This window comes from Bacillus siamensis (assembly GCF_051628075.1).
GTDB lineage: Bacteria > Bacillota > Bacilli > Bacillales > Bacillaceae > Bacillus > Bacillus siamensis.
The window spans coordinates 2,771,843-2,783,881 of the sequence record NZ_CP155579.1 but is presented as its reverse complement, the minus strand read 5'-3'; the positions used below and the strand labels follow the sequence as shown (position 1 = coordinate 2,783,881).

The 12,039-nt window shown below is 43.5% G+C and carries 13 protein-coding genes; 9 read left to right on the top strand and 4 right to left on the bottom strand.

Going from position 1 to position 12,039, the window contains the following annotated elements:
* Positions 1 to 82 precede the first annotated feature (82 nt).
* The 6 genes from ABDB98_RS13575 (at position 83) to ABDB98_RS13550 (ending at position 3,473) form a co-directional block, all read left to right on the top strand.
* A complete protein-coding gene (locus ABDB98_RS13575) occupies positions 83 to 307 on the top strand; it encodes a hypothetical protein (RefSeq protein ID WP_438420392.1) in 225 nt (74 codons plus the stop codon).
* Positions 276 to 599 carry a hypothetical protein gene (locus ABDB98_RS13570; RefSeq protein WP_438420391.1) on the top strand — a complete coding sequence of 108 codons (324 nt, stop codon included), beginning with the start codon at positions 276 to 278 and terminating at the stop codon, positions 597 to 599. Before ABDB98_RS13575 ends, ABDB98_RS13570 begins: the two co-directional genes overlap by 32 nt.
* A 267-nt stretch (positions 600 to 866) precedes the next feature.
* Positions 867 to 1,043 carry a hypothetical protein gene (locus ABDB98_RS13565; protein WP_017418372.1) on the top strand — a complete coding sequence of 59 codons (177 nt, stop codon included), beginning with the start codon at positions 867 to 869 and terminating at the stop codon, positions 1,041 to 1,043.
* Between the two features lie 23 nt (positions 1,044 to 1,066).
* Positions 1,067 to 1,747: a hypothetical protein gene (locus ABDB98_RS13560; protein ID WP_060964548.1), complete on the top strand. Its 681-nt coding sequence runs from the start codon at positions 1,067 to 1,069 to the stop codon at positions 1,745 to 1,747.
* Positions 1,748 to 2,351: 604 nt separating this feature from the next.
* Positions 2,352 to 2,882 (top strand): HNH endonuclease signature motif containing protein, encoded by a 531-nt coding sequence (locus ABDB98_RS13555; RefSeq protein WP_438420390.1) that lies wholly within the window; start codon positions 2,352 to 2,354, stop codon positions 2,880 to 2,882.
* Positions 2,883 to 2,915: 33 nt separating this feature from the next.
* Positions 2,916 to 3,473, top strand: a complete 558-nt coding sequence (locus ABDB98_RS13550; RefSeq protein WP_438420389.1) for an SMI1/KNR4 family protein — start codon at positions 2,916 to 2,918, stop codon at positions 3,471 to 3,473.
* Positions 3,474 to 3,610: 137 nt separating this feature from the next.
* On the opposite strand, the gene ABDB98_RS13545 is transcribed toward ABDB98_RS13550, so the two are convergent.
* Positions 3,611 to 4,981: an aldehyde dehydrogenase gene (locus ABDB98_RS13545; protein WP_438420388.1), complete on the bottom strand. Its 1,371-nt coding sequence runs from the start codon at positions 4,979 to 4,981 to the stop codon at positions 3,611 to 3,613.
* A gap of 358 nt (positions 4,982 to 5,339) precedes the next feature.
* Entirely contained in the window at positions 5,340 to 5,942 is a 603-nt protein-coding gene (gene rpsD, locus ABDB98_RS13540; RefSeq protein WP_173613446.1) for a 30S ribosomal protein S4, read from the bottom strand.
* A gap of 290 nt (positions 5,943 to 6,232) precedes the next feature.
* On the opposite strand from rpsD, the gene ABDB98_RS13535 reads away from it, so the two are divergent.
* A complete protein-coding gene (locus tag ABDB98_RS13535) occupies positions 6,233 to 7,981 on the top strand; it encodes a sensor domain-containing diguanylate cyclase (RefSeq protein WP_438420387.1) in 1,749 nt (582 codons plus the stop codon).
* Between the two features lie 34 nt (positions 7,982 to 8,015).
* Here the strand turns inward: ABDB98_RS13535 and ABDB98_RS13530 are convergent, their stop codons facing one another.
* The gene (locus ABDB98_RS13530) at positions 8,016 to 8,498 is read right to left on the bottom strand and encodes a GAF domain-containing protein (protein WP_016938571.1); all 483 of its coding nucleotides are present in this window, start codon (positions 8,496 to 8,498) and stop codon (positions 8,016 to 8,018) included.
* A gap of 126 nt (positions 8,499 to 8,624) precedes the next feature.
* Between ABDB98_RS13530 and refZ the strand changes: the two genes are divergently transcribed.
* Positions 8,625 to 9,248: a forespore capture DNA-binding protein RefZ gene (refZ, locus tag ABDB98_RS13525; RefSeq protein WP_016938572.1), complete on the top strand. Its 624-nt coding sequence runs from the start codon at positions 8,625 to 8,627 to the stop codon at positions 9,246 to 9,248.
* On the opposite strand, the gene hisJ is transcribed toward refZ, so the two are convergent.
* A complete protein-coding gene (hisJ, locus tag ABDB98_RS13520; RefSeq protein ID WP_438420386.1) occupies positions 9,238 to 10,050 on the bottom strand; it encodes a histidinol-phosphatase HisJ in 813 nt (270 codons plus the stop codon). The genes refZ and hisJ overlap by 11 nt on opposite strands.
* Positions 10,051 to 10,245: 195 nt before the next feature.
* On the opposite strand from hisJ, the gene ezrA reads away from it, so the two are divergent.
* Entirely contained in the window at positions 10,246 to 11,937 is a 1,692-nt protein-coding gene (gene ezrA, locus ABDB98_RS13515; RefSeq protein WP_060964554.1) for a septation ring formation regulator EzrA, read from the top strand.
* Positions 11,938 to 12,039 lie beyond the last annotated feature (102 nt).

Sequence of the window (12,039 nt, the reverse complement as noted above, 5' to 3'; positions counted from 1 at the left end):
TCCGGTAAATCGTTCGACAAAATTCGTGAATGGTTCCATTATCATACTCTTTTACCGATAATATCAGGGAGGAGATGATATTATGAGCACAGATATAATAGTCGCTATAATAAACGGCTTGGTGACAATTTTAGTCGGAATTATTACAGCTCGTGTTGCTTATTTAGGCTCAATGAGAGGTGCAAAGCTTCAAATTGAAAAGGCCAATGCGGATGCCGAGAGAGTTAAGAAGGAAGAAGAGGAATTAGCCAAGAAATTTAAAGTCATTCCTATAAATGGAAATAACGAAAAATATAAAAAAGATTAGTCCGCAACAAATTAGATCAATTAGGGAGCGGGCAGAAGACAAATTAAGTGTATCAACTTATTTAGAAATAAAACCCAAACTTAGCTTTGACACTTACAATGAAGTAAGACATACACTCAATAAAATTAACGATGTTTTGTTTGTTGCCGAAGTCCTTAGAATTTATAAATGTTTTAAAATTTTGAAGGACAATGGCAAACTGAATGATAAAAGCGTAGTAGTAGCAGGAGAAATATATGATGCATTGCAACATTGGATTAAAAAGTTACACATTGAGGAGCATCTTGAATAGAGATGCTTTTTTGCTTCCGGTAAATCAGTCATTGGTATTTACTGATTTTGTTTCCATGTAGTTAATAAGAATCATTTATTATGCTCTACCATTTTTCCGCCTCTAATAATGTGTTAACATGTTTTTAATAAATCAGTATCTTTACAGCTAGTACAAGAAAAAACAAATTGTTAGAAAGTTGTAAGTAGACAAAATATTTCGTGTTTTATAAAATGTGGGTGTACTTAAAAACAAGCACCCGGAATTATGCAGATTGGAGAAATCAAAATGACTAATAAGAAAATTATCTTTGACATTATTATGTACATTATTTTCGGTGGGGTAAGTGTTTACTTATTTTCGCAAACTAATTTTGGAACAGGTGCGTTGATTTGTATTATCGTGATTTATCTTGCTGTTATCGCGTATAAAGTCAAACAGTTAGTCAGTCGGGCTGATTCTTAGGGTGCGTTAAGGGGGATTAGTAAGTGAACAGGAAAAAAATTTTGACCGGGGTTTTGGCTGCGTCAATCGCTTCAGGTACAGTTTTACCAACAAGTTCTGCGTTTGCTAAAAGCATTCAAGCACCTTCCTATGAACAGTTAAATAAGGATTTTAAAATCACAAGTGAAGTAATTAAGGATGACGGCAAACTAGTGGAGATTCAATACGCTAAACAAGGTGAGAAACACAAAGCTGTGCTTAATGCAAAAGATCATACTGTTAAAGTTGACGGTGAAGTACAAAAAGGTTTGAACTATGATTTTGATGAAAAGAAAGCAGAGATAGCAAATGGCACTCAAAATTCATCAGCGACAGATACATTCACAACAATGGCCGCGAAACCAAAGGCAGGATATAAGTATGTTGGAACGGTGTCTGGCCATACAAAAGAGTCTAAAAATGCAATCACCTTAGTGGGATCTTTATTTGGAACAATTCCTGGGCTTGGTTGGGGTGCTAAGGCTGCAGGTGTCTTGTTTGCTTACTGGACTAAAGAACGAATCCCTGATGCTTATTACAAATATGATTTGTATGAAAAAGGTGCAATGACTAACTCATGGTATCAATATACTACAACTCAATTTTTTGAAGATAAAGCACATAAAAAGCCGATGGGTAAACCTTGGACAAGCAGCCCAACAAAAATCGACTTGCCTAATAGCTAACTGGGAAAGCAGGTGTTTAAGCCTGCTTTTTTATATTCTCTGTAAACTGCTTCCAATAAATCTCGGAAATACGAATGGCGGTTAACAGTCTGAGGACGGGGGCGGTTTAGAAAGAATATATTGGAGGGAGTACATGAAGACAATTAGTCAAGCCTTTGAGGAATGAGGAAAGAATCTAAGCTGTGCGGCTGAAAGGATGTCAACGCCCAAACAGCTATCCATAGAAGCTTTTTTATGTTGATAGAGCATGCATGGAAACAATTTATGCGCATCGATTTGAGACGTCATGGTTTATTTCGCTCACGTGCTTCTGTTTATCGTGTGTAGTCTGTTCAGGTAAATCAGAAAAGGAATAAGCATGGCAAGGCAACGTGACGAATTAGACAAAATCTATAATACAGCACGCTGGAAGCGAGTAAGAAAAGTCGTTCTGATTAGGGACGGCTATTTGTGTTGTGAGTGCCGTCCTCGTGGATTGATAACGGAAGCGAATACGGTTCACCATAGCATTGCTTTAGGGGAGGATCCAAACCTAGCTTTGATCTTGATAATCATAAAACGATCTGTTTAAAGTACCACAATAGGAGGCACCCGGAAAGAAGCGGTGGGGAGGAGGAACAAACGATTATATGTAAGTAACACTTATAGCGGAGAATATGGAAGGGTTTTTCTCCATAACAGAGAATTTTTAGGGAAGGATATTAAAGCAGGTAAATCATATTCAAAGTCGTATTATCCTAAAAAGACAAAGTTTTTTATGTCCCAACATACTTCGGTAGCCGGCTGGAAAGGTTCACTTCCTGATACTTCCGCTGGAACGTTGGCTCCTGCTCTTGCGAATAAAATAGCAATGCTGTATCCAGAGATAATAAATACTCACAGCAAAAAAACAATGCCTTTACCGGCTAAAGCAAATTTCCCGGTTGTACCTGTCGATAAAAGAACTAAATGGGATAGTAGAACGGATCAAGGTAACTATATAAAGAAGTATATCGACACATACGGTGATCCGAAGTGGAATTGGAGTTCATTCGATATTCACCATGTGCTTCCGCTAAAGTATGGGGGAAAAAATAACTTTAATAATTTGTATCCTCTCCCTCGTGACATGCACCAAAACCTATTAAATCCTTGATGGGATAAATATTAATAACTAAGAGGTGGCTCAATGGCAGTTTTTGTTGAAAAAACGCTCCAAGGTCTAAAAGAATTAATTGATGAAAAAGGTCGCTTGAAAATTTTAGGGAATGAAGGAACGCTTTTAGAAACAGAATGTACTTTCTCTAAAGGCGCAACAGATCTGGAGATTGAGAGTTTTGAGAAGAAAATAAAAGTCTCACTTCCTGAAGATTATAAAACCTTTTTAAAATTGCATAACGGAGCCAGAATATTTGATTTGTTGATTTACGGTGAGAATGTAGGTGGGGGTTTGCATATTCTTAATTTAGAAGAGATTGAAAAGTATATGCAAAATGATTTTTTAAAGCCTCAGTTTATTCCCGTCGCACATCTGTTAGACGGATGTTATTTGTTAATTGACAAAACCAAAATGTCCACAGATCCAAACTATTTATGGTTCCGCGGATTTATTGAGTATGAACCAATGCAACTTAATTTTGAGATATTCTTAGATAGGTATATTTTATCTCAGGGATCAAGTTTTTGGGAATGGAATATCTATACTGCTGAAAATTATTATAGGACTCACCAGGGTGATGAGGATTAACCTTTCCTACAGTTGGGTTGGTTCATTTTTACTATTAGACCTCGATTTGAACTTTTAAAAATAGGTTTAATTTAGGAGACGAACCGATTAATTGGTGTATAGAGGATTTATAAAAAGCGCAGATACTCTGCGCTTTTTTATTTAAGTATTTTCCGAATCATTCGCAGCCCGTTTTTGGAAGAAGGATAACGGAAAGCGAAGTCGAAGCGGTTCGTTTGTTTGACGACGCTTTTTTTGTGCGTAAACGTGTTAAAGCTGTCAAATCCGTGATAGCTGCCGATGCCGCTTTCCCCGACGCCGCCGAATGGCAAATACGGTGTTGCGACGTGCATTAACGTATCATTGACACAGCCGCCGCCAAATGACAGATTCTCTAAAACAGTTCGCTCGATTCCTTTGTTTGTTGTGAAGACATAAAGAGCGAGCGGCTTTGGGCGTGATTGGACTTTCTCGATGACTTCATCGATATCGCTGTATGTAAACAGCGGAAGAATCGGCCCGAAAATCTCCTCCTGCATCACTGGAGAGTCATCCTTCACTTGATCTAGAATCGTCGGCGCTATTTTGTATTGATCAGGATTAAATTGTCCTCCTGTAAGCGGGACGCCATCATTCAGAAAGCTAAGCAGCCGCTGATAGTGGCGTTTACTGACGATTTTGCCGTACTGCGGATTTTGTTCAGGCTGAGGGCCGTAAAATTCACTGATCGCACGCTTCATTTCTTCTATGAGCTTCGTTTTGATATCTTGGTGGACAAATAAATAATCCGGTGCGATGCAGGTTTGTCCCGCATTTGTAAATTTCCCGAAGACGATGCGTTTGGCGGCAATCTGTATATCAGCATCCTTATGGACAATGCAGGGACTTTTGCCGCCGAGCTCCAAGGTAACGGGAATTAATTGTTTGGCGGCGGCCTCCATGACGATTTTTCCCACGGCAACGCTTCCTGTGAAGAAAATATAGTCAAAGGGCTGCTGTAATAACACCGTGCTGACGTCGGGCCCGCCCTCCGCCATAGCGACATAATCGGTCGGAAAAACGCTGCTGATGAGTTTGGAAAGAACAGCGGAAACCGCCGGCGTATATTCTGACGGTTTAAGAATGACTGTGTTTCCGGCCGCAATGGCTCCAATCAAGGGTGAAAGCGCCAGCTGCAAGGGATAATTCCAAGGCGCAATCACCAAAACGGTTCCATATGGCTCAGGGATGATGATGCTTTTCGAGCCTAGGTGAGTCAGTGGTGTTTTGACTCGTTTCGGTTTGATCCATTTTCCCAGCCGCTTCATCACAAAGCTGATTTCCTCCAAGATGATTCCGATTTCTGTTGAGTACGCTTCTTGCTCAGATTTGTGGAGATCCTGGTAGAGAGCAGCTATGAGATCGGCTTCATGAGTTTTGACGGCTTGTTTCAGCTTCTGCAAAATGTTCAGTCTCGATTCAAGCGGTCTCGTATGTCCCGCTGCAAAATAGGTTTTGTGATTGCTGACGATAGAGGGGATGCTGTTCATTCCGTCTCTCCTTTTTATAAGGTATGATGATTCATTATGTAAAAAATCGCTCCTGCCTGTCAAATGCTTATGGTGTGTCAAAAAAAATAACAAACTCATTTCTGCGTTTGCGGCAGGAATTTGATGAAAAAGAGAATTCTTTTTGCGGCATTATCTGTTGCAGGCATTATGGGGTTTTCTAATGTACATGTAGCTGAAAAGCCAGTTGGCACATAAAAAAGCCCCGGACAGGGGCTTTTTTTAATAAAGAGAGGGGGCATCTGTCCACCATTCTGACAGCCCAAAAGAAAAACCCTAGAAATGTTGATATAACAACATTTCTAGGGTCTAATCCAATACTCTTTAAAGAGCATTTTACTTAACGAGAGTAGAACTCAACGATAAGCGCTTCGTTAATTTCCGGAGCAAGCTCAGAGCGCTCTGGAAGACGAGTGAATGTACCTTCAAGCTTTTCAGCGTCGAAAGTAAGGTACTCAGGAACGAAGTTGTTTACTTCTACAGATTCTTTGATGATAGAAAGGCTTCTTGATTTTTCGCGAACACCGATTGTTTGACCAGGTTTTACTTGGTAAGACGGAATGTCAACGCGGCTTCCGTCAACAAGGATGTGACCGTGGTTAACTAATTGGCGTGCCTGACGGCGAGTGCGCGCAAGACCAAGCTTGTACACAACGTTATCAAGACGTGCATCTAAAAGAATCATGAAGTTTTCGCCGTGTTTACCAGTCATTTTTGCAGCTTTGTCAAACAATGTGCGGAATTGACGTTCGTTTACACCGTACATGTGACGAAGTTTTTGCTTTTCTTGCAATTGCAAACCGTATTCTGATAGTTTTTTACGCTGTCCCGGACCGTGGGGACCTGGTGCGTAAGGGCGTTTTTCTAATTCTTTACCTGTACCGCTAAGAGAGATTCCTAAGCGGCGGGACAGTTTCCATGATGGACCTGTATAGCGAGCCATAATGTGACTCCTCCTTTGGTTTTATTTTGTGGAAAATAAAAACCGTCTGTTCGATCCGACCGTGCACATTTTGTTTTCATGTATCCTCGCTCCAGCAGCAGAGAGTTACACGATACACCTTACAGCTAAGGAACAAAATGCAAACACAGAAGCTGAACAAAAAGGCTGCAATATTTCACACAAAGAACATTATATGATTTTTCTCCGCCGCCGTCAACCATTTCTCCATGAAGACTGCCGGTTTATGATATAATGTACAAAAATGAGTAGTACATGTTTAGGTGATAAAAATGAAAAAACAAACAATCGATGAAGTGACGGCCTTTCATCAGAAAATGCTTTCTTTTTTCTTAACGAAATCTGAATCCGTCTCATTATCCGACTCGCTGTTATGGCTGGCCTCAGCTCTAGAATCCTGCTTTACATCTCTTTCATTGACCCTTTCACCGGCTGAATCAGCACGTTTCACCATAAAAACAGAAGAGGAACCGAATTATGCTCCGCTGAAAGAGAGTGACGGTCGTTTTATGATCAGGAATCAGACGTCCGGCAGATCGTTTTATCTGCGCACGGAAGGCGGGCTGCCGATCCCGGAATCATTGCCTGAGCTCGTTACTCAATTTATCAATCAATCTGTGAGACAGAGCGGGCTGTTTGACAAAACAAAGCATCAGCGGAAAATCCACAGAATGACAGAAATGTTCCATTCACTTTTAGATCAGGATGAAGTATTGGAAAAGCTGCAGGCGAGTTTGAGGAAGGCTTTCCAGTCTTTCCGTTTTTCACTGTTCATCTCGCAGGACCAGGATACGGACAGACAGCTCCCCGCAAAAGAATTGCATATGGACGGAGAAGACGCCGATCAGTTTGCCCTGCAGGTGTTTTTATCAGGCAGAATGCTCAGGAAAGGCAGGTCATCTGCTTACCTGCCGATCAAAGGCCAGCAGGGGACTTACGGGGTTCTGAAGACGGAGGGAATGCAGGACGCCGCGCTCTCGTGCAGCACGCTGAGTGAAATGCTGCTGCTTACGGGCGCAGCGGGAAAAGCATTTGAAAATGCGCAGCTGTATGAGCAATCGAAAAAAAGCATTGCGAATCTGGAGCTCATTAATGAAACATCGCGCCAGCTGAATCAGCGTCTCAGGCTCACTGATACAATGCGGGAGCTCGCCGCCATCATGACCCAATCGTTTTACGCCGAAGAAGTGGCTTTTTTTCATATTGATCATTTTGAGACGCAAAATCTGCTTCCCGGACATACAGCCTTTTTTAAGACAGAACGCGCCAACCCGTATATCAGCATTGTGAAAGAAAAGCTGTTCGAGGGAGAAAAGGGTGTATTTATCGGCAGCGGAAAGACCGTATTTGGGGAAAATGGCTATGGTTCGCTGATGGCGGTGCCGATGATCGAAAATGAAACCGTCTTCGGTTTCGCGATTTTATTGAAAAAGGATTTGTATGCTTTTACGTTTGAAATGTATAAGCTTTTTCAGGCGCTCATTCACCATGCGACATTGGCTGTAACGAACTCCATGCTGCGCGACAGGCTTGAGCATCTTGTTCAGACAGACCAGCTGACGGAGCTGTATTCAAGAACCTATTTGGATGAGAAAATTCAATACAGCATGAAAATCCATAAACGGGGTGTATTTATCCTCGTTGATATCGATAATTTCAAACACATTAATGATACATACGGACATCAAACGGGAGATTCGATCCTCATTCAGGTGGCCTCCGTTATGAAAAACCATATCCGGGAGCACGATGTTGCCGCGAGATGGGGAGGCGAAGAGCTGGCTGTCTATCTGCCGAACATCAACGTGTCATCCGGAGAGCGCATTGCCAAAAGGCTCGTCCGCGCCATCCGGGAAAACACCGAGCCGCGCGTAACGATTTCCTGCGGCGTTTCCTGCTGGTCAAAGACTGGCCCTAAGCCGTTGAAAATGCTCGTTCAGCAAGCGGACGAGGCGCTTTATATCGCCAAACGGAGCGGTAAAAACCGGCTGATCATCCATCAAAACAGCACGGCGACGTAAAAAAGGAGCCGGCCTGCGGGCCGAACTCCTTTTTTTATCCTAATCGTTTTTCAAGCGTTTCAACAAACTTTGCTAAATAGGTTTCGTCCGTTTCATCAAAACGGTTTTTCACGGGACTGTCAATGTCCAGCACACCGATCACTTCTCCGTTTACGCGGATCGGGAGGACGATTTCTGACTGGGAAGCCGCGTCACAGGCAATGTGTCCCGGGAACGCATTCACATCGGCAATCCGCTGCACGGCGCCATTGGAGTAGGCAGTGCCGCATACGCCTTTGCCGAACGGAATGCGCACACAGGCAGGAAGCCCTTGAAACGGTCCGAGCACAAGCTCGCCCTCTTTAGCGAAGTAAAACCCCGCCCAATTGACCTCATGTAATGAATGGTATAAAAGCGCTGACGCATTCGCGTAATTTGCGATCGCATCCGTTTCATCTTCTGTCATGGCTTCGAGCTGTTTAAGCAGAAGCTGATAACTTTTTTCTTTATCTCCGGACTGTTTTTCGACATGAAACATGGAAAACCCTCACTTTTTCTATAATATCAAACAAAGTTCCGGCCGTTCTGCCGGCATTTGTCGAGAAGTTCTTACAGGAACAGCGCCCTTCTGCTTGAATTGTTAACACATAAAGGGGTGAGCCGTATGAAAGTAAGCACCAAAGACAAAATTATTAACGCCGCTGTCCTGCTGTTTAACCAAAAAGGCTATTCCGGCACGTCCGTCCGTGAAATCGCAAAGTCAGCTGATGTAAATGTTGCGCACATCTCCTACTATTTTAAAGGGAAAGGCGGATTAATGGAACATTTAGTTTCCGAGTTTTACGAAGGCTATACTGAAGCGCTGGAAAAAGCCGCCGGCAGTGTGAACGGTGAAGACGCGCAGGAACGCATCCTGCGGGTAATTTTCGATATTTTATCCTATCAGCACGATCATCGTCAATTAACACGTTTTGTGTATCGGGAAGTGACGATTGATTCTGTGCTTATCAGGGAAATTATGTCTACTTACTTAATGAAAGAAAAATATATTTTCCAGCTGGTGATTGAAGAAGGGCAGTCACGCCACAAACGGCTGACGCTGCCCGTGCCGCATTTTATTCTGCAATTGAAATCCCTCTTAATGATGCCGTATCTCCAGCCTCAATATATTACGGAGGTGCTCTATATGCAGCCTCATGAGCCGTACTTTTATAAAAGGTATTTTGAAGAGGTGAAGATTTGGATCGAAAGCGTGTTCCGCCGTCCCGATGCGGCGCTTATGAAGTGACGATGCTTTTGTACGTTTCATAGGAACTGCCGACATCTTCCGCTTGATGGGCATCCGACCCGAATATGAGCGGGATTTTTTTTTGCTTCGCCGTCTCAGCCATCCAATCCTCTATATATACTTCCCCGGCAAACTTCTTTCTGAGTCCGGATGTATTCACATCCAGCTCCATTCCGTGCTCTTTCACGGCGTCAAGACAGCGGGCCGCAAGCTCTCTTATTTGAGAGGACATGCTGTAAGGGAAAAGGCGCGCGAATTTTTTGACGAGCGTGATATGGCCGACCCGTTTTGGCTTAAATGGTCCGAGCGGTGTTACAATGGAAGAATACACAGTTTTATAGTATTGCTCATATACGGCTTCAACGCTGCCGAAGTGCGCGGCCAGCTGCTGAAACGCATGCTCATCAAAATCAAGGCATATATAAGACGGACCGGCCTTCAAAAAATGAACGGATAAAATGCCGTCATCCAGTGAGGGGCCGTATGTGTTAAGAAACGCCGCGGTTTCTTCTTCATACCCTGTGATAAAATCGGTTTCAAGCCCCGTCAGAATGCTGATTTGTCCCTTGTATTCCTTTTTCAGCTGTGACAGCCGCTCCAAATAAACCTCCATCTGTCTGAGATCCATTGCGCTGTCTTGAAGCGGTACAGGGTCTTGAAAAGACGGGGGAAGGGGGGCATGCTCTGTAAATGTGATCGAGTCAAAGCCTTTTTCCAGGGCTTTTTCGACATATTGTTTCAGCTTGTCTTCCGAGCCGTGAGGGCAAAAAGGCGTGTGGATATGAGCGTCTCGTTTTTCCATTTGTGTCACTCCATTAAAAAATTGCAGAATCCTGCCGAAATTATGCAAAAAGTTTTTGATTTCTGGTCAAAAAATGTTGGTTACATGGTATCATAATAACAATGAAAACGACAGATTTTCTCAATACATATATTGAAATCTTTCTGAATACATAAAACACCCTGACAGATTAAGAGAACAACAAGGGGGCTCATTATGGAGTTAGTCATCGGATTATTGGTTATACTGCTCGCGCTCTTTGCGGCGGGCTACTTTTTCAGGAAAAAAATTTATACGGAAATTGACCGGCTGGAGTCATGGAAGATTGAAATTTTAAACCGTTCGATAGTGGAAGAAATGTCCAAGATCAAACATTTGAAAATGACCGGAGAGACGGAAGAGTTCTTTGAAAGATGGCGCGAGGAGTGGGATGAAATAGTCACAGCCCATCTGCCGAAAGTAGAAGAGCTCCTTTATGATGCCGAAGAGAACGCCGACAAATACCGATTTAAAAAAGCGAATCAGGTGCTTGTCCACATCGACGACCTCCTCACCGCCGCTGAATCAAATATAGAAGGCATACTGCGTGAGATCAGCGACCTTGTGACGAGCGAGGAAAAAAGCCGCGGAGAGATTGAACAGGTGCGTGAGCGGTATTCAAAAGCTCGGAAAAACCTTCTGGCGTACAGCCATCTCTACGGTGAGCTTTATAACAGCCTGGAGACGGATCTCGATGAAATTTGGAGCGGCATAAAAGAGTTTGAAGAAGAGACGGAAGGCGGCAATTACATCAAAGCGAGAAAAGTGCTGCTTGAACAGGACCGCAGGCTGGATCAGCTTCAAACATACATAGATGACGTTCCGAAACTGCTCGCGGACTGTAAACAGACCGTGCCGAACCAAATTGCCAAGCTGAAAGACGGCTACCGGGAAATGACGGAAAAAGGCTACAAACTGGAGCATATTCAAATCGAAAAAGAGCTGGAGACACTCACAAATCAAGTGAAACGGGCCGAAAATGCGCTTTTGGAAGAATTGGATGTCGACGAAGCGTCCGCCATTCTTCAGCTGATTGATGAAACCATTCAATCGATGTATGAACAGCTGGAAGGCGAAGTGGAAGCCGGTCAGTCCGTCTTAAGCAAAATGCCTGAACTGATCATCGCGTATGAGAAGCTTGAGGACGAAAAAGACCGCACAAAAACCGAAACAGAGCTCGTCAAGGAAAGCTATCAGCTGACGGCAGGAGAAATCGGCAGACAGCACGCGTTCGAAAAACAGATGGAAACGATCGGCCGGCTTCTTGAGCAGGCGAGAGAAAAACTCGACGGTGAGCATGTCGCTTACTCACTGCTGATTGAGGAAGTCGAGGCCATCGAAAAACAGCTGGAAGAGGCTCAGAAAGAGCACGCTGAATACCGTGAAAATCTGCAGGCGCTCAGAAAAGAAGAACTGCAGGCGCGGGAAACGCTGACGCATCTTCGGAAAACCATTTCTGATACGGCCAGAATGCTGCAAAAAAGCAACGTGCCGGGGATTCCCGAGCAGGTCAAGAATAAGCTAGAGACGGCGAATCATCATATAGAAGAAACCGTCAGCCAATTGGAAGAGCTGCCGCTGAACATGGAGGAAGCCGCCAAACACCTTACCGAAGCTGAAAAGATGGTTGAAGAAGTCAGCGAAGAGGCGAAGGAACTTGTCATTCAGGTGAAGCTTATTGAGCGGATCATTCAGTACGGCAATCGATTCCGAAGCCAGAACCACATTTTATCTGAACAGCTGAAAGAAGCTGAACGGCTGTTTTACGCTTACAGCTATAATGAAGCTTATGAGATGGCGGCAGAAGCTGTTGAAAAAGCAGCTCCCGGCGCCGTGAAAAAAATTAAAGCTGATCAATCCGCTTCATAGCCGTGCAAGCAAAAACTGCACCCTGATGTACATCAGAGGTGCAGTTTTTTTGTTTCTCACGGAATATAAAAAGCGCCTGCGGCTGATATCGTCAAGCCGCAG